Source organism: Brevibacterium aurantiacum, assembly GCF_007558825.1.
In the GTDB taxonomy this organism is placed as follows: domain Bacteria; phylum Actinomycetota; class Actinomycetes; order Actinomycetales; family Brevibacteriaceae; genus Brevibacterium; species Brevibacterium aurantiacum_A.
The window spans coordinates 41,968-65,527 of record NZ_VLTK01000016.1 but is presented as its reverse complement, the minus strand read 5'-3'; the positions used below and the strand labels follow the sequence as shown (position 1 = coordinate 65,527).

Genomic DNA, 23,560 nt, shown 5'->3' with positions numbered 1-23,560 from the left:
GTCGGGTGAATTTCATCCTTCGAGGGTGGTCACAAAACACCGCAGAAGCGGCATGATGGCACTATGACCATTGATCTAGAAATTGCGCTCAGTGCCGAGCTCGATCCCATCATCGACGTCGCCGCTGGACTGGGTCTGCAGCCAGAAGACATCATTCCCTACGGATGGACCAAGGCCAAGGTCCCCATCGATGTTCTTGACGCCGCCGCCGAGGCCGCCACGGATGGGAAACTCATCCTCGTGACGGCTATGAGTCCGACTCCTGCCGGTGAGGGAAAGACCACGACGAGCATCGGTCTTGCCGACGGTCTCAACGAACTCGCCCGGTCGAAGCCTGAGGTCGGCAAGGCAGTCTTGGCTCTGCGCGAGCCCAGCATGGGTCCGGTCTTCGGCATGAAAGGTGGAGCAGCCGGCGGTGGATACGCCCAGGTGGTGCCGATGGAGGACATCAACCTCCACTTCACCGGGGACTTCGCGGCGATCGCAGCTGCGAACAATCTCGCCGTGACCATGCTCGACAACCACATCCATCACGGCAACGAACTCGACGTCGACGTCAGACGCGTCCACATCCGTCGCGTCGTCGATCTCAACGATCGAGAACTGCGTGGCGTCGTTGTGGGTCTCGGCGGCATCAACGGGGGAGTGCCCCGCGAAGACGCCTTCGACATCGTCGTCGCCAGCGAGGTCATGGCGGTCTTCTGCCTCTCCACCTCATTGACCGACCTCAAGGAACGCCTGGGACGGATCGTCCTCGCTCACAGCCGCTCACGAACCCCGATCACGGTCGCCGACGTCGGTGCTGCCGGCGCGATGACTGCTCTGCTGCGCAACGCGCTGGCGCCCAACCTCGTCCAGAGCCTCGAGCATTCGCCGGCATTCATCCACGGGGGCCCGTTCGCCAACATCGCCCACGGCTGCAACAGCCTGCTGGCGACGAAGGCCGCGCTGACCTTAGGCGATTGGACGGTGACCGAGGCCGGCTTCGGTGCCGACCTGGGTGCAGAGAAATTCCTCGACATCAAATGCCGCGCCGCTGGTATCTGGCCCTCGGCCGTGGTCGTCGTCGCCACCCTGCGGGCGCTGAAGTACCACGGAGGCATCGAGGTCAAAGACGTGCAGACGCCGAACAGTCACGCCGTCATCGACGGCATGAGCAACCTGGAGCACCACTGCGGCAATCTCCTCAACATCTACGGAATCACCCCGGTCGTGTGCTTCAATCGGTTCCCCACCGACACGGACGAGGAGATGGCGGACGCGATCGCGCACCTGCGGTCCAAGGGGATCTCGGCCGTCGAATCGACCCACTGGGCCGATGGCGGCAAGGGTGCGCTGGGCCTCGCCGAGGCGGTCGTCGAAGCCGCCGGTGGTGCCGGAAATGCAGGGCCGGCAGTCGACGATGGCTCGGTGTTCGTGGCGGGAACAGCCTCGGGCGACGCGCAGGCCCCACCTCCGGGTGAGTCGGCGGCAGAATTGCCTCGGGCACAGTACAGCTATGAGCTCGACCGGCCACTGGAGGAGAAGATCCGGACGATCGCCCAGCGGATCTACGGTGCCGCTGACGTTGAGCTGCCGACGCAGGTCAAGCGCAAGCTGGGCCAATTCACGGACGAAGGCTATGGCGACGCCCCGATCTGCATCGCCAAGACCCAGTACTCCCTGAGCACCGATGCCACCCTGCGTGGGGCGCCGAAGGATCACATCATCGAGGTCAAGGACGTGCGCCTCTCGGCCGGTGCCGGCTTCGTCGTCGTCATCGCCGGAGACATCATGACCATGCCCGGCCTGCCCAAGGAACCTTCGGCTCTGAAGATCGACGTCACCGAAGACGGGAACATCACCGGACTGTTCTGAGTCATCTGCCCGGGACGTCGAGAAACGGGCTCTGCTCCGAGAACCGCACGCACGCACCCGATAGTCGGCACTTTGTGCGGTTCTCGGGGCGGGTTGGCAGTCAGCGGCGAGGTTTCTGCAGCCAGGGGCGCAGCAGCCGGGTGCTCACCGGTAGGAATATGTAGGTCATCAACGGCGTGAGGATGCAGATGTTGAGCAGCACGGCCAGGACCGTCGGCCAACTCTCGAGGTGAGGCATGAGGAGTAACGTCGAGAGCAGACTCAGAGGAAAGAATGGCAGGAAGATGCTCACTGCCTGCTTCCACCGAGGGGGAACGACTGTCTCAGGGATCGTGAGAGTCTCCTCGCCCTGCGGTTCGAACCATCCCTCGATGCCCGTGCGATGCTCGACTCGCGTGGTCTCGACGAGTTCGGCCGCGCTGTCGATCCACCAGCGGCGATCCTCGGATTCATCCCAGGCCCGCAGCGACTTCTCGTCGGAGAACCGGTACAGCACGTGCCACTCGTCCGAGTTCGCCGCGGCCCTTATCCACCCGGATCCCAGATAGCCGCGCCGTTCACGCACCAGCTCCTGCCCGGCCTGCACCCAGGCGTTGAACCGACGATGATGTTCGGGCAGAACGGTGCGCGTGATCGACACAGTGATCGGAGAGTGTTGGGACATAGGGGAGATTTTAGCGAAGTCTGCCCTGCAGGCTCCCATCCTTGCCGAACCACACTCTTATCGAATCGCGCATGCATCACCGCGTCGGCAGATCTCTGGTCAGTCGTCTCCGCTCACGCGTGCGAAGATCCGATCAAGTGATCGGGAGAGTGCGGCGTGGTTGTTCGCGTCCATCCACTCCCGGTGGAGCATTTCGTTGAGGCCGCCAGGGGTTTCATGGCCCTTGACCAGATCAGCGAAGGGGGTCTCGGTAGTCGCGAGGGTATTGCCCAAACCGGCGAATTGGCCGCGTACGATGCGTTCGGCCGCTGCCCTCTCCCATCCTTGTTCGACGAGCCAGTCGGCAACGCCCTGAAGAAAGGCATAGTAGGACGACATCGTGGCTGTTGTGGCCGACAAGGTGCTGAAAAGTTCTTCGGTCGCTGCCACAACGGTGCCGCCGAGAGTATCGAAGAACTTCTCGACTTCCGAGTGGCCAGGGTAGACCGGGGTGACACCGCGGCGTTCGCGCACGGGCGGCAGCGGGATGACGCGCACGATGTTCGGACACTTCGGGAGAAGCGAGGCGAGGATATCGGTTGAGATCCCGGCGATTGCGCTCACGATGGTGCGGTCGGCCGGAATGCTGAGCTCGGAGAGCACAGCCTCAGTCTGCTCAGGCAGCACGGCCAGGATGATGTGTTCGCTGCGATCGACGACGTCCTGATTGCTCGTGCACACCTCGACCCGGTCGAAATCGCTGGCAAGTTGTGCCGAACGTTGGGCATTCCGAGGGGAGAGGAAGAAATCCGGGTGGTCATCGCTTGAGCACGCACCTTGCACTATCGCCGAGGAGATCTCGCCGACTCCGATGATCCCGATGCTTGTACTCATGAACTGCCTCCTGGAAACGCCGTTGAGAAGATCGGCGTGGAGATCCCGCCTCGTCCATTCAATAGCATTCATGTTCGGCCGCGTCCAGAGCCGATGAAGCTCTAGCGGGCTTCGATGACCTTCTTGATTGCTTTGAGAGTCTCGGGGATTCCTGACCGCGCAGCTGAGGTTCGTTCGGCGATCTGCTCGGCGGCTTGGTCCTGGTACTTCTCGCCGAAGAAGGCTTGGCCCTCCGGAAGGAACTCCCACGATTCGGTGAGCAGTGTGCCGCCTTCTGCTTCCTGCATACTGTATGTCCAGTGAACCCGGCCCGGTCCCACGCTCCACCCGAACGCACGTCCCTCATCGGCGACGATGACCTGGCTGCGGGTCTGCCACTCGCGGTCCGAGGTGACGTTGCGTCCGGTGAACCAGGCTCCGATCCGAGGGCCGTCGCCCTCGTCCCACCAGCACTCCCTGCATATCGGTGACCATTCGCCGGTTCGAGTCACGTCTGAAACGGTTGCGTAGACGGTTGCCGGGTCGGCCGCAACGAGGATGGAATCGGCGAATGTGAGAGATTCAGTCATGCTGGCAACTCTACCGATTTCTCAGGTCCGCGCCGATTCGCACCGTGTCATCGCTGTGCCCAGTGCGCCACGCTGAGGCTGCCCTCAGGCGAAGGAGTCGAAGACGGCCTCAGCTGTTGCCGCGACAAGGGCCGGGCCATCCTCGGAGTCGGGGTCCTCGCTCTGTGTGAGCACGGTGATGATGATCGGATCCTCGTTGGGAGGGTAGACGACGGCGATGTCGTTCTGGATTCCATCCGAGTGGCCGGACTTGTCTTTCACCGTCCATCCCTCCGGCGCGCCGGCGCGGATGAGGGGATCGCCGGTCTCATTGTCCGACATCCATTCGAGGAGTACCTCACGGTCGTCTTCGGGCAGGCGATCGGAGTCCAGCAGCCCCTGCAGATCAGCGGTGTAGGCCTTGGGGGTCGTGGTGTTATCGGAGCTGTCGGGGTCGACGTCGTTGAGCTCCGGCTCCTCGTCGATGACCTCGGTGGTCGGACCGCCGGCGTCTTCGAGTGCTGCGTCGAGTCCCTGAGGCCCACCGATCTCGTCGAGCACGATGTTCATGGCTGCATTGTCACTGACACGCAGCGCGCTCTCGGCGACGTCCCTCAGTGGGAGTCCCGTGTCGACGTGCTTTTCCGTCACCGGGGTCCAACCGGCCTCGTCGACGTCTGCCTGGGTCCATGTCACCTGTTCGTCAAGGTCAGCGGACGTGGTGCGAGCCAACAGCTCGGCGACTGCGAACACCTTGAGAGTTGAGGCGAAGCCGAAACGTTCATCGGACCTGTAGTCGACGCTGGTCCCGTCTCCCGTGTCTACGGCGCTCACTCCGATTCGTGCTTCGAAATCCTCTTCAAGGGACTCGAGTTCGCTGCTGACCTTTTCTTGGCTGCTTCGGTCCGAATTCGGTGTCTGGGTACCCGGTTCCGATTTTGCATCAGCAGGTGAGCAGCCTGCGACCAGCGCGCAGGTCAGTGTCGTTGCAGTCAGCAGTCTCCACGGTCGTACATTCATCGGGTTGATCCAATCTCTCGTCAGTCTCTTCAGCCCTGTCGGGCTGGATGGAAACCACTCTTCTGCACTCTGCTCATGCTGTCGAAGATCAGTTCTTCCATATTCATATCAAAAACACATATCATGAGGTGATGGACCTGGTTGAAGCCTGCCGCACATTCACTGCGGTCAGCGAACTCGGCAGCATGACACTCGGAGCCGCGGCCAATGGTGTCCCACAGCCGGTGGCCAGTCGTCGCATCGCCGGGCTTGAGAGACAGTTCGGAGCTCGTCTTTTCGAGCGGACCGGTCGAGGGGTGAGTCTCACACCCTTCGGGCGGGACATGCTGTCCTCTGCCGCTCGGCTGGTCGAGCTGGCCGACGAGATGATGCTCGATGCCGACCGGGCAAAGCTGCGGCCGGTGTCGCTGGCGGTGCCCGACTCGTGCTCGACCAGAAATCTCGCTGTACTGGCTGCCTCGGCGAATGCTCGGGGACTGCGCATCGATTTCCATCCAGGCACGCCCGGACGAAGAGTCGAGGACCTCTCTGCTCGACGAGTCCGAGCAGCGCTTCGATCCGTTCCCGCAGCTGAGGGGAGATGGACAGTCCCACTGGGATGCGCCCACCGTTCCGAGACCTTGCCTGGTGTGCGCGTTGCCGATCTGCGACGATCCCGCGCGCCGATTCCGGGAAGCGGAGCGAGGCTGGCCGGTCAGCGGCTGAGACTGCTCAACGAGGATGATGTTCCGCACGTGCGAGGTCGTATCCGCAGAGCATCCGAAGAAGCCGGTCTGCTTCCCTACCAGGTGGTCGTCGGGCCCTCTGATCCCGCAGCCGTCGCCGGAGTCCTCGCCGCCGGTGATCTGCTGATCTGCAGCATCGATGAAGCCAGGCAGCTCGGTCTCTCGTGGTCCCCGCTGGTCGACCCTGTCGTGGAGCGAGGATATGTGCTCTCGGCCACCTCCGCAGAAGACGCTTCGGCACTCGGGGACTTCGGTGAGGAGATCGCAGACTGCCTGGGCGGTACCTCGAATCGTATGTCCGAGGCCGAGTCGACGTCAGGAGATACGGCGGCAGGGGAGGCCAGATGACGACCGCAGCTCGCCTCGTCAGGGAGGTCGGTGATCAGCTCGAAGCGGCCGGATTGCGGGCTCGGATCATGGTCAGGGACCTCGACTCGCAGGCTGAGATCTCAGTAGGATCTGACGTTTCCCTGCCGCTGGCTTCCGTTGTGAAAGTTCCGATTGCCCTCGCAGTACTCAGCCGCATCGCCAGTGGAAAGCTGGAGGCCGATCGTCAGGTGCTCGTTGAACCTGGTCAATTCAAGCCGGCGAGTTCGACGGGCACGAGTCGCTTTCGCCATCCCGCGCGGATTGCCGTTGATGACCTGCTCATGCTCTCGGTGTGCTTCAGCGACAACACGGCCACCGATGCCCTGCTTCAGCTCGTGCCGATCGAGCTGGTCCAACGCGAACTCGCGGACCTGGGTTTCGGCGAGATCCAGGTCAGACACCATCTCGATGCTCTCGTGAGGACACCGCTGGAGAGCCTTCCGTCACCAGAGGCTCACTTGGCCTTCGAGCTTGCGCACGCGGGTCTCTCACCAGGAGCCGGCCATAGGATCTGGCAACTCGACTCTGCGCAGGCGAATGTTGCCACTGCCTCTGTGTTGACAGAACTTCTTGCTCAGCTGTGGCGTCCGGATCGCATCAGTCCCGCGGTTGCCACCCGCTTGCGTGAGCTTATGGCAGGCAACGTCGTGCGGCACCGCTTGGCGCCTGATCTCATGTCCGATGCGGCTCGGTGGTCATCGAAGACTGGGACTCTGCTGCACCTTCGGCACGAGATCGGAGTTGTCGAGCACGCCGATGGGCAGACGATCGCTGTCGTCGTCCTCAGTGAGTCGAGAAACCCAGCTGCTGTGCAGCCGGCTGCGGAGGCGGCTCTCGGCGCGGCCGCTCGGGCACTGCACGATGCGATCAAATGAGGTCATTCTGCCTCGTGCGAGGCCGCGCCCAGCATGCCAACACTGATCGAATCACCTGTCCCGGTTGTATTCGCTCAATTCAGATCCGATCCTCAGATCCGATCCGTTCGGAAATGTACTCAACGGTTGGCGCCTTCTCTTCGAAGATCGTCAAGATTTCGAAGAGAAGGCGCCAACCGTTGATTCCAGCGACTGCTCTGTTCGCAGATGAGGCGACTGCTCTGATCGCAGATGAATGTTCTGGGTTCAGAAGCTGGGAAGAACCGATCCGTCGGACCACTTCTTCTCGATGAACTTCTTCACCTCGGGGGAGTGGAGGAGTTCGTCGAGCTTCTTGATGTTCTCGTCGTCCTTGTTCTCGGTACGGGAGGCGAGGAAGTTGCCGTAGGGGTTGTCTTCGGCCTTTTCGAGCAGGATTCCGTCCTTGGCAGGGCTGAGTCCCGCTTCGAGGGCGTTGTTGCCGTTGATGACCGAGGCATCGACGTCTTCGAGGGTGCGCGCCAGCTGAGCGGCGTCGGCCTCGACGAACTCGACCTTCTTCGGGTTGCCCTCGACATCAGAGAGCTTCGCATCGACCGCGTCGACACCGTCCTTGAGCGTGATGACCTTGGCCTCTTCGAGCATCTTCAGTGCACGACCCTGGTTGGCAGGATCGTTGTTGATGCCGATCTTCGCACCCTTGGGCAGGTCCTTGACGTCTTTGATGTCGTTGGAGAAGAGGGCGAATGGTTCGAGGTTGATCGGGGCGAACGCGGTGAGCTCGTAGCCCTGGCCTTCGACCTCGGAGTCGAGGTAGGGCTTGTGCTGGAAGTAGTTGGCGTCGATGTCACCGTCGGACAGAGCCTTGTTCGGCAGTGTGTAGTCTGTGTATTCGGTGACCTCGATGTCGAGGCCGGCAGCCTCGGCGAGGTTCTCGTCGACGAAGTTCAGGATGTCGCCCTGCGGCACCGGGGTGGCACCGACGGTGAGCTTGGTGATGTCGCCGTCCTTCTCGCCGACGGAGTCGGATCCGCCGCCGACGAGGCCGCAACCCGATAGCAGCAGGGTCGCACTCGCGGCGATGGCGATGAGCTTGGTCTTCATGGTTCTCCTTGAGTGATGTGGTTCGTCGAAGTGACGAGATTTCAGGTGGTGCAGCCTCAGCGGTGGTCGACGGCGCGGGCGATGCGGTCGCCGATGAACTGGATGAGTGTGACGATGACGACGAGGACGATGATGCAGGCGATCATCGTGTCCGCCTGGTAGCGCTGATAGCCGTAGGAGATCGCCAGCGCGCCGAGTCCGCCTCCGCCCACGGCACCAGCCATGGCCGTGTAGGACACCAGGGTCACCGAGGTGACAGTTGCCGCTCCGATCAGGCCGGGCTTCGCCTCGGGGACGTAGACCTGCCGGACCACCTGCCCGTTCGACGCCCCCATCATCAGCGCCGCCTCGACCTTGCCTTCCGAGACCTCACGCAGGGAGTTCTCGACCAGGCGAGCATAGAAGGGGATCGCACCGATGGTCAGCGACACCACGGTCGCCTGCCAGCCCAGGGCTGAGCCCACGACGAAGCGGGCGAAGGGAATGAGGGCGATGATGAGGATGATGAAGGGTATTGAGCGCGTGATGTCGACGATGATCGACAGTGCTCGGTAGAGCACGGGACGTGCTTTGAGCCCGCCTTTTGAGCTGGTGAACAGCCAGATCCCCAGCGGCAGTCCGATGAGGACGGCCAGCCCGGTCGACCACAGGGTCATGAGCAGGGTCTCGATGGTCGCCGGCAGCATCTGCTGCGTGATCGCCGGGTTGTCGAACCAAGTCGGATCGTTCATCAGGCTGCCTCCTCCGCATAGATTCCGTCTGCTTCCAAGGCCGTGATGAGCTCCTTCGACGCAGCGGCCGAGCCGACCGTGAAGCGGATCCGCCCGACCTGTCTGCCCTCGATGGTCTCGACGGCACCGGCGAGGATCGCATCGGCACTGACTCCCACGGACTGGGCGCGGGTGAGGACATCCGGCAGGCTGGTGCCGGCCAGGGAGACCTCGACGAGTCGGGCAGCCCCGGACTCGGAACCCTCAGCCGCACCCTTGTCATCTAGGCCGATGGGCGGAAGGGGGACGAGATCCTTGGCCAGGGTTGAGCCGGGTTCGGAGATCACCTCGGCGAGTTTGCCGGTCTTAGCCACACGACCATCGGCCAGCAGAGTCACCGAGTCGCAGATCTCGCGGATGACGGACATCTCGTGGGTGATGATGAGGACGGTGATGCCCAGGCGATCGCGCAGGGAGCGGATGAGCCCCAGGATCTGGTCCGTGGTGGTGGCATCCAGCGCCGAGGTGGGCTCATCGCACAGCAGAACCTTGGGTTCGGCAGCCAGCGCCCGGGCAATGCCCACTCGCTGCTTCTGTCCGCCGGAGAGCTGGGCGGGGTAGTTGTCGGCACGGTCGCCGAGGCCCACGATCTCGAGCAGCTCACGGGCCTTGGCCAGACGTTCGGACTTGGAGACGCCGGCGATCTGGAGTGGATGGGCCACATTGTGCAGGGCGGTGCGCGAATCGAGGAGGTTCACGTGCTGGAAGACCATGCCGATGCTGCGGCGAGCCTCGCGCAGTCCCGAACCGGACTGGTCGGTGATGTCCACCTCGTCGATGGAGACAGTGCCGGAGCTCGGGCGTTCGAGTCCGGTCAGACACCGGATGAGCGTGGATTTGCCGGCACCGGAGCGGCCGACGATGCCATGGATCTCTCCGGCGGGGACCGACAGATCGATCTCCTCCAGAGCGACGGTGTCTCCGAACACCTTCCGCAGACTGCGCAGCTCGATCACAGGCGTCTCCTCTTGTGGGTGGGATGGGGGAATGGCGACATGAACCTACGGTTCAGTAGTGCCGATGATTCAGCATGTCAAGGAGTCCGCTCTGCCTCGGGCAGTGGCGTCATAAAAAGACGCACAACCGGGCGTTCGTGACCAAGGACACGCGGTTTGGGTGCATTCGCCCCACCTTCGCGGGATCGATGGTCAACCTCGGTGGGGAAGTGACGGGAGTGTGAACGTTGGCGGAAGCTGGGGGAAAGCAGCGGCGCAGTTCGCGTTCTCGTAACCTCACCGTCACTTCGCGCCCGTATCCCTGAGTAGCTAAGGCTCATGGCCGCTTGCTGTCTCGGCACGGTGGTCTGGCGAGGACGACGATGGGAATACCGCATGCTCGAGGACACCACCAGGATCGCTGCGATCGTCCCCTGCCACAATGAGGAGATCACGGTTGCGACGGTGGTCAACGACCTGAAGAAGGCTGTCCCCGGGATCACCGTCTACGTCTACGACAACTGCTCCACCGACCTGACCTCGCAGAGAGCCACCGAGGCGGGCGCGATCGTTCGCAAGGAGAATTCCCCGGGCAAGGGCAACGTCGTCAGGCGTGCCTTCGCCGATATCGAGGCCGACATCTACGTGATGATCGACGGCGATGACACCTACGAGGCCTCCCACCTTCCCGAGATGATCGAGACCCTGGTCTCCGGGCCGTATGACCATGTGCTCGGGGTGCGCCAGGACAATCAGGAGTCCACCTCCTACCGGCCCGGGCATGAAGCCGGGAACATGATGTTCAATCGGCTCACCGGGTGGCTATTCCAATCCCAGGTCACCGACATGCTCTCCGGCTACCGGGTGTTCTCCCGCAGGTTCGTGAAGTCGTTCCCCGCAATCAGCAAGCGCTTCGAGATCGAGACGGAGCTGACCGTGCACATGATGTCGCTGCGTCTGCCCAGCACCGAGGTGCCCATCGACTTCCGTGACCGTCCCGATGGCAGCGAGTCCAAACTCTCGACGTTCAAGGACGGGTTCCGCATCCTCGGCCTCATCTCCGCCCTGGTCAGACACGAACGGCCGAGGCTGTTCTACGGTGTCATCACCACGATCTTGGCCGCATTGTCACTGCTGTTCGGGTTGCCCGTGGTCTGGGAGTTCTGGCAGACCGGACTGGTGCCCAGGTTCCCGACGGCCATCCTCGCCGCTGCCCTCATGGGACTGGCCTTCCTGCTCGGCAGTGTGGGACTGACCTTGGACGGTCTGCGCCGTGCCAGGCGTGAGACTTCGCGGTTGGCCTACCTGGGGTTACCGGCGGTCAGTGTGCCTGAAGCCAGCACCTCGGAGCTTGACCTGCCGCGTCAAACTGTTCGTCAGTCGCCAGCAACGAGGACTTCGCTCGCCTCATGACGGCACCGAAACCACCGAAGCTGCGAGGCTTCTTCGCCTCGGCGCTTGCCTGGGATGTCTTCCTCGCGCTGCTGATACTCGTGCCCTCCCTGGTCTTCATCAAGCTCTTCCTCCCGGGGCGTGCCAATGTCGATATCGGCAACCAGTATGCACAAGCCACGGGCGATATCCCTTTCTCCGACTGGCACCCACCGGTGATGAGCGCCGTGTGGCGAGCGCTCATCAGCATCACCGGTGCAGCCGGAAGCCTGTTCGTCCTGCAGGTCGTCATCCTTGCGCTCGCCTGCTGGGCCCTCGGCGTGATCGTGCACCGGTGGGGAGCACCTCGGTGGGTGTCGCTGGTCGGGCCGGCGATCATGGCCACCCCGTGGGTGGTGTCGCAGATGACGACGATGTGGAAGGACACGCAGATGGCTGTGGCCATGCTGCTGGCCGTGGTTATCCTCATCATCACTCGGTTCATCCCGAAGACGTGGCTGCTCTGGATTCCGGCTCTGGTGCTGCTCGTGTATGCGTTCGGACTGCGGAAGAACGCCGTCTTCGCCATCGTCCCGATCGCCGTCTATTTCGGCTATCTGTTGGTCAAGCGGCTGCGCAGCAGTCGACGCTTCGCCACGTTCGCAGGAGGGGCCGGTGCCCGGTTCGCCGCACGGCGAGGCGTGGCCACGGCTGTGGCCTCTGTGCTGGTCCTCATCGTCCTGGGCGCGGGACTCAAGGCCACGGATGCGGCCATCGAATCGCAGGAGGACGTGGCGGCCACCGGTCAGATCTCGCAGATCTTCCTCGACGACGTCATGTTCTCCGTGCCCGACGGCGATCTCCAAGCCTCGGACGCGCCAGCCGAGCTCAAGGACAAGATCAGCACAGCCCGAGACAAATGTCTGGAGAAGGGCGAGATCTGGGACGCCTACTGGAACTGTTACGGCAAGGGCGCAACAGGGAAAGATTTCGAACCGATCGCCCACCAGGATGAGCTGAAGGACCTGTGGTTGAGCGAGGTCATCACCCACCCACTCCGTTATGTCGAGTACCGATTCGCCGTCTTCTCCTTCTACTTCTTCTCTTCGGCCCTCGAGTATTGGCCCGCCGAGTGGCACTTCGACGCGGCTAAGGTTGGTCTCAAGCAGGGGGACGTCAAGGCCGACTACATCGTGAGGCCCTATGTCGAGGACTTCGCACTCGACACGTTCCCGATGCTGTTCAAACCCTGGTTCTGGACCCTTCTTGCAGGTCTCCTCCTGGTCTTCGCTTACCGCGCTCGAGCCCGGCATGCGACGTCGGTGAAGGCTGCCGGGGTACGGACCTTCTGGCCCGAGATCACGATGCTGTCCACCTCGGCGCTGTTCTATGTGTTCGGATACTTTCCGATCGTCCCGTCGAACCATTTCCGGTACACGTTCTGGCCGGCGCTCGCCGTGACCACCGCACTGCTGTTCGTCCTGGCGATGTGGCGGACTCGGCGAGGTTCGGCAGCCCAGCGAGCACCGGCAGCCCGGCAGTCACCTGCAGCCACAGATGCTTCGGATCAGGGGAAGGCCCCGTGATCGTCGGGCACGCCGCGATCAAGGACATTCAGCGAGTCCGAAACCTGGCCGATTAGACTCGGTGACTGTAATGAAAGAGTCTTTGTCCGCCCGTGTGCGGCGCCTCGCGGCGGAAGCGTTCAAGTTTCTCACTGTCGGTGGTTTGGGATACATCGTCGACGTGGGACTCTCCAACGTCCTCGCCTACGGCCTGGGATCGATCCCCCCGTTACTCGAGGGCAGCCCGATCAAGGCCAAGATCGTCTCCACCATCATCTCGATGGCCGTCGTATGGATGGGCAACAGACTCTGGACCTACGGGGACCGGACGACCGGTTCGAATCTGCGCGGCGTCTTGCTCTTCGTCGCCGTCAACATGGCCGGAATGATCATCACCGTCATCCCGCTGGGCGTGACCTGGTACCTGCTCGACATGCGTGATCAGCTGACCTACAACATTTCGACCAACATCATCGGCGTCGGCCTGGCCATGATCTTCCGCTTCTACGCCTACCGGACCTGGGTATTCAAGGAAGCAACGCCGGCCGCCGAGGTGGTCGTGGAGATGGACGAACCGAGCACCGTTCCCGATGATCGTCAGTAGGGTTGCAGTGCTGACTTCACTGACGCATCGTTGCTTGCGGGGCTGACAACGACCAGAGGGAATCTGTGATGAGTGAAAAGGCGATGACCGTCGACGAGTATCTTGATGGTGTTGATCCGGCGTTCCGAGCGGAGCTCGAGCGAATTCGTGCGCTCGTGACCGAGCTCGTGCCGAGTGTCGAAGAATCGATGAGCTACCGCATGCCGACCCTGAAGTACAAAGATCGTGCATTGGTGTACTTCACTGCTTCGAAGAAGCACATGAGCCTGTTCCCCTCATCGTGGGCGATCGAAGAATTCAAGGACCGACTGGAGGACTACAAGACCACTGTCCACGCGATTCAGTTCACACTGACAAAGCCGCTGCCGACCGACCTGATCGAGGATCTCGTTATCTTCCATAAGCGCCAGATTGATGAGGACCGGCGGTGATCAAGTCCTGGAGGGCCGACGACTGCGGGACCCGGAGGCCGTCCCATGAAATTCACCATCTCGGTGGAGATCGTCGCGACGCGACAAGCTGAACGCTGGTGGTTCGTTGACGATCATTTCCTCAGCCGCCGGTAGGCCCGAGCGGACAGCGGCATGAACACGGCAGTGATCACCAACGGCCAAGCGATGGCTGCCACGATCCCGTAGTCGGCCAGCCACCCGCCGGTCATTCCGGAGGGATTGCCGAACAGCTCGCGAACAGCGGTCGAGGTGGCCGAGATCGGATTCCATGTCGACAGCGCTCCAAGCCACGCGGGCATGAACTCCGGGGCGACGAAGACGTTCGAGAGGAACCCGACCGGCCAGACGAGAACCTGCACAAGCACGGTCGCTCCCTCATTCCGCCCCGCAGTGAGCCCGAGGAAGATGCCGACCCACAGAACGGCGAAGCGCAGCCACAGGAGCAGTGCCACTGCGACCAGTGCCGCCAGCGGCGAGTTCGTCGCCCGCCACCCCAGCAGCAGACCGCCGATGATGAGAATCGCAATCTCGACCATCGAACTGACCATGTCTGCGCCGACTCGTCCCAGCGAGACAGATGCGTCACTGATGGGCATCGACCGGAAGCGGTTGGTGATCCCCTTCTTCGCATCAGCCGCCATCGTCGTCATGGTGGATTCGAGTCCGAACATCATCGCCAGCGTCATCATGCCCGGCAGCAGGAACTGAATGTAGTCGCCACCACCGGGCAACTGGATGGATCCGCCGAAGATGAATGCGAACATGAGCAGCAACATGATGGTGAACAGCAGGCCGAAGATCGGTGACCACGGTTGACGCACCCAATGGGCGAGGTCTCTGCGGGTGAGTATGAGGCCTTCTCTGACAATGCTCATGCATGCTCCTTCTCGGTCAGGGCGAGGAAGACCTCGTCCAAAGTAGGTCGGCGCAGGATGATGTCGTCTGCGATGACTCCTGCATTGTCGAGGCGGCGGATGACCGTGCTGAGATCACGCGAGCCGCGTGTCGCAGGGTAGGTGACGACACCGGTCTCCTCGTTCAGATCAATCTCGCCAGCCTCGTCGTCTGCTGCTCCGGTGCGCAGTGCATCGCGGATGGCCCGGGCCTTGGCCGCGTCGCCTCCGGTGATCTCGATTCGGTCACCTCCGCGCTGCTGTTTGAGTTCGCTCGGGGTGCCCTCGGCGATGATCCTGCCCGACTTCATGATCGAGATCCGATCTGCCAGAACATCTGCCTCCTCCAAATACTGGGTGGTCAGCAGTACGGTCGTGCCGCGGCTGGCGATCTCGCGCACCGAGTTCCACACATCTGTGCGCCCGCGCGGATCGAGACCGGTGGTCGGTTCGTCGAGGAAGAGGATCTCGGGGTCAAGGACCATTCCCACGGCGATGTCGAGGCGTCGACGCATTCCTCCCGAATAGGTGCTCACAGCACGGTCCGCCGCCTCGGTGAGGGAGAACTTCTCAAGCAGCTCATCGGCCCTCGATCTGGCGTCACGGCGAGAGAGTCCGAACAGCTGGCCGAACATCACAAGATTCTGGCGGCCGCCGAGGACTTCATCGAGGGCTGCGCTCTGGCCGATCAGTCCGATGCGCCGGCGTACCTCGGTCGCCTGGGCGCTGACGTCGAAGCCGACGACCTCTGCGCTGCCTTCGGAGACGTCGACGAGCGTGCTCAGGATGTTGATCAGTGTCGACTTCCCAGCTCCATTTGGTCCGAGCAGGCCATGGATCCGTCCTGCTGGAAACTCAATCGAGAGTTCGTCGAGAGCACGCATCTTGCCGTAGGTCTTTATCAGCCCCGAGGCTCGCACTGCCGGACTTCCCAGGTGTCGTTCGCCTGTTTGGCGCATTCCGATTCCTAACTAGTAACACTGTACGGAATTGTTCTGGTTGAAACATTGTACACCGCACGGAGTAGACTGCAAGAATGAATTCCGAAGCCGACTCGCAACGGTTCGATCCGGAGAGTGCCGACGTGGTCCTGCGCCTGCTGTGGCGTGAGCATCTCGACGTGGAGCAAGGCCGGCGCGGTCCGCGGCGGAAGCTCAGCGTTGATCAGGTCATCGATGCCGCGATCGTCCTCGCCGACGCGGAAGGACTTGAGGCGCTCTCGATGCGCAAGGTCGCCGAGGCGGTCGGAGTCTCGGTCATGACCCTGTACAGCTACGTGCCGCACAGATCCGGTCTGATCGGGCTCATGGTCGACAAGGTCATCGGGCTCAGTCCGCAGCCTGAGCATTCGGGGTCGCTGGCGGACCGGGTGCGCACCTTCTCGGGGATCCTCTGGGACGAGTATCACCGGCATCCGTGGTTGGTCGATACACAGTCACACCGGCCGTGGATCGGACCCGGGATCTCGGCCCGCTATGAATGGGCGCTCGAGGCCTTCGAGGGCACCGGACTCGACGACATCGCCATGGACCACACGGTCTCGCTCATCGAATCGCTTGCCTCGGCCAGCGCGGCCGGCAGCATCAATGCGCAGAGGCTCATGGCCGGTTCGGGTGTGAGCGACCTCGAGTGGTGGAGCGCCAATGCTCCACTGCTGGAACAGGTGATGCCCGCAGGCTCATTTCCCATATCGAGCAGGGTGGGGTCAGCTGTGGGGGAGAAGTACCAAGCGGTGACCAGCCACAGAGCGATCTACGAATACGGGCTCGAGACCATCATCCTCGGTGTGGAGACTCAGTTGCAGAAACGTGCCTGAACCTGCCGCGCTGGTGCCATCGACGCAACGGCGGAGCTTCGAGACTCCGGTGCGTGCACAGTGCTGTGGGGGCTCCACCGTCGTATCGACGCGCAGTGGCCAGGTGGCCCCGCGCCAGGTGGCCCTGTCAGCGCAGCGTACGCAGTTTCCGGTAGGCGCGGACGACTGAGGTGGGGGCCAAGGTGCGCAGCTCGGCGCGGATGAGCAGACGCTTCTGCTTCCATACGGCGCTGCGCCGGTTCGGCAGCTGACATGCCCGGGCACGCGTGGCCAGCAGCTCCAGATGGTGACGGAGTCTCCCGTCATCGGAATGGAAGTAGTTCTGAGCCAACCACGCCGAGGTGGGAAATCCGATGGACCCGGCCGCAACCTCGGCGAGGGTGCCGGTGGCACCGGAATCGGCAAAGGCTTCGTTGAGCAGATCTCTGTCGTAGCCGAAGTCGGAGATCAGCAGGGTGGGAACGCCCCGGTCGAAGGACTCCAGCGCGGCCGTCGATGACACGGTGACCAGGGCGGCACCTGGCACGAGGAACTCATCGAGAGGACCATAGCCGAGCCCGATGCGCTCTGCGCCAGGCACACCCTGTGCACGCAGGGAGTTGAGGATGTCGACGTAGGAGTGCTGTTCGTGATGAGTTTCGTGTTCACCGGGCCTCGAGCGCATCTTGATGACCGCGCTCGAGTCTGTGTGACGGGAGGCGAATTCGGCGAGGGCGCGAATGATCGCCTCGCGATCTTCCAGCGACTCGGGCACCTTGGCCTGCGGAGCGAACACCAGTGTCTGGGGGACTTCGGTGCGCTTGAGTGGCACAGAACCATCAGCAATGACGGGGGAAGCAGCTGCGGCGGCACGCTGAGGCACTTCGGGTGAGCGCAGCATCGGCAGGCGGGCCAGGTAGATCTCGCACGGCACCTGAGTGAGCGCGCTGACCTCGGTGTATTGGGCCACCTCGGCGAAGGAATGGGTGATGAACCCATCCATCAGACGGCGATAGTTCATGCCCTTGGTGCTGGCTGGAAGCCCCATGCCGGGCAGGCCCGAGATCAGTGCCGGGCGGTGCTCGTGCATATGCGCGGTGAGGAAGAGCTGGGCGACGATCGGTCCGGTGGCAGCCCCGAGCACGATGTCGGCGTGATGGTCGGCGATGATGCGGGCCAGGTCGGTGCGTGTCACGACGGGGATCGTGCGACCGGCCCAGGCGGTGCCGGCGATGGCATGGGTGATCTGCTCTGGGGTGGGCAGGATCGGGCTGTCGATGAGATAGACGTGGGCCTCGACGCCGGGCAGGCAACTCAGCAGCTGAGTTGCCCATTTGAGGTAGGACTCGCTGTCGGAGATGGAGACGATTCGGATTGGTGCGTCTGAGCGCGATGGTGGTTCAGGTATCGACATCTGCCTTGACCGATTGGGCGTTGAGGGACTTACGCAGACTATCGGCTGAGGCACCGGTCCACCATTCTGCCGGAATCTCGGTGACGGAGATCGTCACGTCCGGGTTCAGCGTTGCCAGGGAGATCGCTGCGGTGCTGGGCAGGCTGCGGATGGTGGAGTTCGGCGGCAGGTTGACCAGGCGCAGTTCGATCGGCAGACCGACGTGTTTGATGCGTACTCGCTCGTCACGGCTGAGCTCGGCGAGGAACTCGTCGGTCTCGCGGCGGTGCGGGTAATAGGTGATCGGACCATTGGCCATCAGTTCCTCGAGCCAGGCACGGTAGGAATCTGCGTGGATCAGCCCGTCGGCGACCAGGGCCGAGCCGATGACAGGGTTGTCCCGCGGGTGGCTGCCGCCGGTGGGCAGGGTCTGCAGGTGCTCGAACTTGTGGCGGGTGATCTCCGCACCAGTTTTGAGGAAGGCCTTGCGCATGGCCTTCGAGACCGGCAGTGCGGTGTGCCAGCGCAGTTTGCCTACCGGTGCCAGCCCGCGCAGACGGTCCGCGACATGTGCGGACATGATCGCGCGGGAGGCCTTGAGCTTCTGCCTCGGACGCACAAGGGGTCCACGTCTGGCGGTGAGGATTTCGATGGTCGAATAGGTGGCCAGACCGTCATCGAGGATGACGACTTCAGGCATGCGACGCTCCAGGTAGGCAAGCGCAAGGGCCTTGTGGACCTGCCCTGAGCACGCGTCGCCGATGTAGATGCGGTCGAAATTCTGTCTGCGCAGGATTCCGGGCTTGGCTCCGACACGTTCGAGGGTGATGTTCTCCGGCAGCCATGCGGAGTCGAAGGCGTCGAGGAACGAGGTCATGCCCTTCGCATTGGCGCGGGCCCGAATCAGCAGGTCCTCGGCGGGGTCGTGGGCCTCGAGTGCGGAGAGGAACTGCAGGGGAGACTCGACGAAGGCGATCGAAGCGAACAGAATCTCCTTCGCCTTCTTCGTTCTCTGTGCGGGCGCTTGCGCATCCTGCGTGATAGTCATGGTGACCTCGTCTTCCTTCGGGTCTGACTTCTTCTCAGCTGACTTCTGCTTATCCGACTGCTTCTTGCTCGGCTTCTTCTTAGAGTCCTTCTTCGCCGAACCCTTCTTGGACATCATCGGTCCGGCTCCGATCTGAGTTTCATACTCAGCTTCGAGTTCAGCGTCGACTTCACCTTCGGGACGAGCTTCGGGGCGTCGATGGAGATCCCGTAGGTCTTCAGGGTGTGCTGAGCGCGCTTCGCCTGCGTGCGCAGACGCCGCTTGGCCGAGCTGAGCCCCTTGCGATGCGCTGGAATCTCCAGTTGTCCGGGCAGGTCCAGCTTCGACAGGCGCTTGCGTTTGAAGTACTTCATGTCCTCACCGCCGACGGCCGATTCGAGGAACTCGATCGCGTTGTCCCGCAGGTAGGAAGCGGTCTCGGACTGCATGCAGTAGGTGACGGCGTCGATGAGCGGGCCCAGGTCCTTCAGGGCATATCCGCCCGAGTGCAGGGCATCGACGATCGTCAGAGGGATCCGGTTGCTGTTCTGGTACGGAGCCAGGACCTCCAGCATCATCGAGGTGCCGATCGCGGCCGTGGCGGTCCCGAACAGGGCACGAGCGGTCGCGAGTCCCGTCGAATAGCAGGACACGACGAGCTGCGGTCGGGTGGTGGCGATGACGATCTCGGCCAGCAGGGAGACATCGGCGAGGACGAATTCCAGTCCCAGTTCGTGGCTGCGCTGGCGCAATGGTTCGATCGTCGTCCGCGCCGAGGTGGGGTGGGGTTTGAAGATGACAGTGGAGAGTCCGCGAGCCTTGACCTCATCGATCATCTGCAGGTGCAGATCCAGCTCCTCCTCGGCGGTGATGAGGTCGATCTGAGCGAGGTACTGGCCGAGGACCATGGCAGCGTCGGGGATCGGATCGGCGAGATCCGCCGCCGCCAGGTCCGGAGCCACCTCGGCGGCCATGTCCTCGATGACCGATTTCAGATCCGCAGCCGGCAGGACCACACGATCGGGGGAGTGCTCGGCAAGCTGACGTGGGGTGATGCCCGGCAGAAGATCCGTGTAGTAGATCGTCGACAGCCGCTGGTACTGCGGCAGGGACAGCGGATTGCGGATCGGGCCGTAGCTCATCAGCCCATCGGAGTGCACCGAGATCCTCGCCGTGGTGAAGATCTGGGTGAGCACACCGGCCGGATGACCGGGCAGGGACTCGACGATGAGATCGATGGGCTCGTCATCGGCGATCGCCCATCCCGAGCGCAGCGAGCGCTGCATGAGCGGGGCACGTTCGCCGGAGATGCCGAAGGCCTTCGGATGGTTGGGCCAGATGGTGGCGTTCCAGTCGATGATGAGATCGAAGTGGGTCAGCAGGCCGGCCGAGCCGGGCATGTCATCGGCGGCCGGGGTCAGCTCGGGGGCGAAGGAGTTGTTGGCGATGACGAGGATCCGTCGCTCCTTCGCTTCACCGAGGCGTCCGGCGCGGATCAGGGCAACGATGTTCGCGAGTTGGTACTGGGTGGAGATCTGGATGATCTGGGTCATCAGCGGGCCCTCCTGACGATCGACTCGATCACGGGCAGTCGGTGCTCCCCGTAGTTGTGCAGGGCCTGGTCGATGATGTCGTTGTCGACGCCCTGCAAGGTGTTCACCGCACCCACGTTGAGCTTCGACCTGACCTCGTGACTCATCGAGGAGCCGCGGTTATGGATCTGGAAGTAGAGGATGGAGAGGAAGTTGCGGACGGCCTTGCGTTCGAAGCGACGGAACTCCGGCTTCTCCTCGAGCATCGCGAACACGGAGCGGAAGGCGGGGATGAAGTCGAGCTGACGTTCGTCGAAGATCGCCGTCAACGAGGTGGCGCTGCCTTTGCGATAGCACAGTCCGGCGGTGTCGACGACGGCGAAGCTGTCGGTCTCGAGGTGGTGGCGCCAGGTCCAGGGGCGATCCTCGCAGGTCCGCAGTGCCGGGTTGAACTCGAGCAGGCCCCGCTGCGCCATCGACCGGGAGTAGATGCCGGTCCAGCACTCGGGGAAGTCGACCATCGTCGAGGCATCGTGGGGGAGGATGAAGTCCCTGGGATTGAGTGCCGTGTTGTGGGTGAGGCAGGGGGCTGTGCGCAGTTTGCGTTTGAACCCGTTGACGATGAGGTAGTTGGTCTTGACGAAGTCCACGCCCAGACCTGTGATCGAATCTGTCAGGGAGCGCAGATGGCCCGGGGCGTACCAGTCGTCGCCGTCGAGGTAGGTGATCGTCTCACCTGTGGCAGCTTCCAGCGCGCTGTTGCGTGCTGTGGAGACGCCGCGTGACTCCGTGTTGTGGATGGTCACCAGGTTGAGGAGGTCGGCGAATTCGGCAATGACTCCCGCGGTGTCATCTGTGGACCCGTCGTTGACGACGATGACTTCCAGTTCGTCACGGGTGAAGCGCTGGTTGACCAGGCTCTTCAGGCTCCCGCCGATCGTTTCCTCGGCGTTCTTCGCAGCGATGATGACACTGACGACTGGGACTGTCATTGGGTCCTTTCGCGGTGGTGCTCTTCTGTCATGGAGCTCGTCGCGTGCGCTGGTGCATGCACGTGTTCTCCTGTGCGGACGGGCTGTGTGGTTCGCATTCGATTGATCGTAGAATTCCTAAGCGAACGGTGGGTTGCGCCGAGGTTGACGGTTCAGACAGCGCGAATTCACCCGGCGTTCGCTTGCCGCCCACGGTCACGTTGTCGACCACTCATAGCCTGATGTGATGCCGAACCTGAAGCTGTTCCACTTCGACATCCCGACCTGGGGAAACTATGGCGACAAGGCCCTGTTCCCCGTGGTCAGAGACGCTTTCCGAGTGATGGGCACGGGTGGTTCGGCCGCCTCTGGTTCCTCGGGGCAGTCGGTCGGTGAGGTCGATTTCACCTCGGCGGCGGCCCTGCGACGCGAGGTGGACATGGCCCTGGTCGAGCGGATCAATTCATCGGCCGATGCTGTTGTCATCGGCGGCGGCGGGCTGTTCCTCCAGGACACGAACCCGAATCGGCTCTCTGGCTGGCAGTGGAAGATCTCCGCCGAGGCGCTCGACGCCATCGAGGTCCCGTTGATCGTCTATGCGCTCGGCGACAACCGGTTTCCCGGCCAGCCCGAATTCGACGAACTGATGCGCACCCATGTCAGCCAGGTCCTCGACCAGTCCGTGTTCTTCGGCCTGCGTAACACCGGCAGCATCGAGACGATGTCCCGGTTCCTCGGTATCGAAGAGAACGGTATGGGGGAGTCGTCGAATTCGAGGACTGACTCGATTCGCTTCCAACCCTGCCCGACGACCATCGCGGGTCTGCTCTACGAACCTCTGCTTGGTCGACGTCCCGATCCGAGCCAGAAGGTCCTGGCCATCCAGATGCTCGTTCATCCGCGCCAAGAGGCTGCTGGCTATGACGCCGAGGTGATCCACCGGGCAACGATCGAAGCCGCCCGCACGCTTGTGGCCAAGGGGTGGACCATCCTCAGCGTTCCCTTCCATCCTGATGACGCCGAGGTGTCGCGGCAGTTGGTTGCCGAGGTGCCCGAAATCGAGGAGGTCAGGCTATATGGCTCCGACGTCGGGTTCTTCGCCGGCTTCGACCTGTTCGCCACAATCCCCTATGTGTTGGGCGGTCGCGGCCACGCGCAGATGATCCCCTTCGGAGTCGGCTCGATCCCGATCTCCCTCGACCTGCACGCCAAGCTGGGCTACTTCGCACACGACATCGGGCACCCGGAATTCGTCGTGCCGGTGGGGCAGGAAGGAATGACGGCGGAAAGTGCGGGCGCGGACAGTGATGGCACCGGGGTCAGCGGCGACGCTGTCAGCGGCGACGTCGCGCGGCGAGTACAAGCTTTGGCCCAGGGGATCGTCGACACGATCGAGCACGCCTACGCGCAGGGCAATGACCTGCAAGATGACCTCGCATCGACGCGGCAGAAGCTCTTCGACATCACGGCAGAGAACCACGCCGATATCCACGATACGCTGCGGCCCGCGTCGGGCACTGGACGACAGGGGACAGATGCGGAAAGCTCCGGTGTCGGTGTCGGTGTCGGTGTCGGTGCGGATGTGGGGCACTTTCCCGCGGATGCCGGGAGCCCGGGCGCAGACGTGGATCTGCGTACAGGCTCCGACATCCGAGCCGAGGAGTTCCACCTCGCGGCAGTCGCCGAGGCTGAGGAGTTCAGCACCGCTCAGACGCGAGAACTCTCGAAGATCCGTCGCGAGCACAAGCAGAAGCTCGACAACGCCGCCACGCAGCGTAAGGACCTCGAAGCTGATCGCAAGAACCTTCGACATGACCTCAATCAGAAAGAAGCTCAGCTCGAGCAGCAATCTGCTGAGCTCGCCGCCCAGACCACAGAACTCGATGCTCGAACAGCTGAGAAGAACCGTCACGCCGGCGAGGCAGCCGGACTGCGGAAGCGGCTCGAGAAATCTGATACCCAGCTCAGGTCGGTCACGGATCGTACGGCCACCGCCGAAGCGAAGGTCCTCATCGACAAGACGGCGCATGGGCTGGCCTGGAGAGCGCGGAGAATCAAGCGCGCATTCAAGCGCTGAAGAACGGCGCGCCTCGGAAGGCGGAGCCGGCGATCATCGCCCCGGCCTAGGCTCCCGTTGACAAGGAACCCGGTGCAGAGGCGCGGACACGACAACGGCCCCACCACCTCGCCGAGGTGGTGGGGCCGTTATCAGCTGATCAGGTCAGAGCGCGATCAGAC

General features: G+C 62.9%; 22 protein-coding genes. 9 read left to right on the top strand and 13 right to left on the bottom strand.

What is annotated here, in order from left to right; all coding sequences use genetic code 11:
- The first annotated feature begins 63 nt into the window (after positions 1 to 63).
- Positions 64 to 1,857 carry a formate--tetrahydrofolate ligase gene (locus tag FO013_RS19910; RefSeq protein ID WP_143924303.1) on the top strand — a complete coding sequence of 598 codons (1,794 nt, stop codon included), beginning with the start codon at positions 64 to 66 and terminating at the stop codon, positions 1,855 to 1,857.
- 100 nt (positions 1,858 to 1,957) lie between these two features.
- Here FO013_RS19910 and FO013_RS19905 read toward each other — a convergent pair whose 3' ends face one another.
- The 4 genes from FO013_RS19905 to bla form a co-directional block, all read right to left on the bottom strand.
- The gene (locus FO013_RS19905) at positions 1,958 to 2,521 is read right to left on the bottom strand and encodes an antibiotic biosynthesis monooxygenase (protein WP_143924302.1); all 564 of its coding nucleotides are present in this window, start codon (positions 2,519 to 2,521) and stop codon (positions 1,958 to 1,960) included.
- 99 nt (positions 2,522 to 2,620) lie between these two features.
- Positions 2,621 to 3,394 carry an NAD(P)-binding domain-containing protein gene (locus FO013_RS19900; protein WP_143924301.1) on the bottom strand — a complete coding sequence of 258 codons (774 nt, stop codon included), beginning with the start codon at positions 3,392 to 3,394 and terminating at the stop codon, positions 2,621 to 2,623.
- A 101-nt stretch (positions 3,395 to 3,495) separates the two neighbouring features.
- On the bottom strand, positions 3,496 to 3,963 hold the full coding sequence (locus FO013_RS19895; RefSeq protein ID WP_143924300.1) for an SRPBCC family protein: 468 nt from the start codon (positions 3,961 to 3,963) through the stop codon (positions 3,496 to 3,498).
- Between the two features lie 84 nt (positions 3,964 to 4,047).
- Complete coding sequence (bla, locus tag FO013_RS19890) at positions 4,048 to 4,962, bottom strand: class A beta-lactamase (protein WP_143924299.1); 915 nt, start codon at positions 4,960 to 4,962, stop codon at positions 4,048 to 4,050.
- Positions 4,963 to 5,093: 131 nt separating this feature from the next.
- Here bla and FO013_RS19885 point away from each other — a divergent pair, with 131 nt between their 5' ends.
- Positions 5,094 to 6,035 (top strand): LysR family transcriptional regulator, encoded by a 942-nt coding sequence (locus tag FO013_RS19885; protein WP_143924298.1) that lies wholly within the window; start codon positions 5,094 to 5,096, stop codon positions 6,033 to 6,035.
- Entirely contained in the window at positions 6,032 to 6,931 is a 900-nt protein-coding gene (locus FO013_RS19880; protein WP_143924297.1) for a serine hydrolase, read from the top strand. Before FO013_RS19885 ends, FO013_RS19880 begins: the two co-directional genes overlap by 4 nt.
- 246 nt (positions 6,932 to 7,177) lie before the next feature.
- Here the strand turns inward: FO013_RS19880 and FO013_RS19875 are convergent, their stop codons facing one another.
- The 3 genes from FO013_RS19875 to FO013_RS19865 are packed head-to-tail and all read right to left on the bottom strand — an operon-like array spanning position 7,178 to position 9,740.
- Positions 7,178 to 8,014: a MetQ/NlpA family ABC transporter substrate-binding protein gene (locus tag FO013_RS19875; protein WP_143924296.1), complete on the bottom strand. Its 837-nt coding sequence runs from the start codon at positions 8,012 to 8,014 to the stop codon at positions 7,178 to 7,180.
- A 56-nt stretch (positions 8,015 to 8,070) separates the two neighbouring features.
- Positions 8,071 to 8,745, bottom strand: coding sequence for a methionine ABC transporter permease (locus FO013_RS19870; RefSeq protein WP_143924295.1), 675 nt, complete (start codon positions 8,743 to 8,745; stop codon positions 8,071 to 8,073).
- Positions 8,745 to 9,740, bottom strand: coding sequence for a methionine ABC transporter ATP-binding protein (locus tag FO013_RS19865; RefSeq protein ID WP_143924294.1), 996 nt, complete (start codon positions 9,738 to 9,740; stop codon positions 8,745 to 8,747). Before FO013_RS19865 ends, FO013_RS19870 begins: the two co-directional genes overlap by 1 nt.
- A 375-nt stretch (positions 9,741 to 10,115) precedes the next feature.
- On the opposite strand from FO013_RS19865, the gene FO013_RS19860 reads away from it, so the two are divergent.
- The 4 genes from FO013_RS19860 (at position 10,116) to FO013_RS19845 (ending at position 13,690) form a co-directional block, all read left to right on the top strand.
- The gene (locus FO013_RS19860; RefSeq protein WP_143924293.1) at positions 10,116 to 11,132 is read left to right on the top strand and encodes a glycosyltransferase; all 1,017 of its coding nucleotides are present in this window, start codon (positions 10,116 to 10,118) and stop codon (positions 11,130 to 11,132) included.
- Complete coding sequence (locus FO013_RS19855; protein ID WP_143924292.1) at positions 11,129 to 12,676, top strand: hypothetical protein; 1,548 nt, start codon at positions 11,129 to 11,131, stop codon at positions 12,674 to 12,676. The genes FO013_RS19860 and FO013_RS19855 overlap by 4 nt, the downstream gene beginning before the upstream one ends.
- A gap of 70 nt (positions 12,677 to 12,746) precedes the next feature.
- Positions 12,747 to 13,259: a GtrA family protein gene (locus FO013_RS19850; RefSeq protein ID WP_143924291.1), complete on the top strand. Its 513-nt coding sequence runs from the start codon at positions 12,747 to 12,749 to the stop codon at positions 13,257 to 13,259.
- Between the two features lie 68 nt (positions 13,260 to 13,327).
- Positions 13,328 to 13,690, top strand: coding sequence for an iron chaperone (locus FO013_RS19845; RefSeq protein WP_143924290.1), 363 nt, complete (start codon positions 13,328 to 13,330; stop codon positions 13,688 to 13,690).
- Between the two features lie 113 nt (positions 13,691 to 13,803).
- Here FO013_RS19845 and FO013_RS19840 read toward each other — a convergent pair whose 3' ends face one another.
- Both FO013_RS19840 and FO013_RS19835 read right to left on the bottom strand, forming a co-directional pair.
- Positions 13,804 to 14,586, bottom strand: coding sequence for an ABC transporter permease (locus FO013_RS19840; protein WP_143924289.1), 783 nt, complete (start codon positions 14,584 to 14,586; stop codon positions 13,804 to 13,806).
- On the bottom strand, positions 14,583 to 15,563 hold the full coding sequence (locus FO013_RS19835) for an ATP-binding cassette domain-containing protein (protein ID WP_143924288.1): 981 nt from the start codon (positions 15,561 to 15,563) through the stop codon (positions 14,583 to 14,585). The genes FO013_RS19840 and FO013_RS19835 overlap by 4 nt, the downstream gene beginning before the upstream one ends.
- Before the next feature lie 77 nt (positions 15,564 to 15,640).
- On the opposite strand from FO013_RS19835, the gene FO013_RS19830 reads away from it, so the two are divergent.
- Positions 15,641 to 16,420 carry a TetR/AcrR family transcriptional regulator gene (locus FO013_RS19830; RefSeq protein ID WP_143924287.1) on the top strand — a complete coding sequence of 260 codons (780 nt, stop codon included), beginning with the start codon at positions 15,641 to 15,643 and terminating at the stop codon, positions 16,418 to 16,420.
- 127 nt (positions 16,421 to 16,547) lie between these two features.
- Here FO013_RS19830 and FO013_RS19825 read toward each other — a convergent pair whose 3' ends face one another.
- From FO013_RS19825 to FO013_RS19810, 4 genes are read right to left on the bottom strand one after another with little or no spacing between them, the layout of a single operon-like run.
- The gene (locus tag FO013_RS19825) at positions 16,548 to 17,813 is read right to left on the bottom strand and encodes a DUF6716 putative glycosyltransferase (protein ID WP_260848292.1); all 1,266 of its coding nucleotides are present in this window, start codon (positions 17,811 to 17,813) and stop codon (positions 16,548 to 16,550) included.
- Positions 17,800 to 18,957, bottom strand: a complete 1,158-nt coding sequence (locus FO013_RS19820) for a hypothetical protein (RefSeq protein WP_260848291.1) — start codon at positions 18,955 to 18,957, stop codon at positions 17,800 to 17,802. The genes FO013_RS19825 and FO013_RS19820 overlap by 14 nt, the downstream gene beginning before the upstream one ends.
- Entirely contained in the window at positions 18,954 to 20,372 is a 1,419-nt protein-coding gene (locus FO013_RS19815) for a polysialyltransferase family glycosyltransferase (protein ID WP_143924286.1), read from the bottom strand. The genes FO013_RS19820 and FO013_RS19815 overlap by 4 nt, the downstream gene beginning before the upstream one ends.
- A complete protein-coding gene (locus tag FO013_RS19810; protein ID WP_143924285.1) occupies positions 20,372 to 21,343 on the bottom strand; it encodes a glycosyltransferase family 2 protein in 972 nt (323 codons plus the stop codon). Before FO013_RS19810 ends, FO013_RS19815 begins: the two co-directional genes overlap by 1 nt.
- 226 nt (positions 21,344 to 21,569) lie before the next feature.
- Between FO013_RS19810 and FO013_RS19805 the strand changes: the two genes are divergently transcribed.
- Positions 21,570 to 23,399: a polysaccharide pyruvyl transferase family protein gene (locus FO013_RS19805; protein WP_143924284.1), complete on the top strand. Its 1,830-nt coding sequence runs from the start codon at positions 21,570 to 21,572 to the stop codon at positions 23,397 to 23,399.
- Positions 23,400 to 23,560 lie beyond the last annotated feature (161 nt).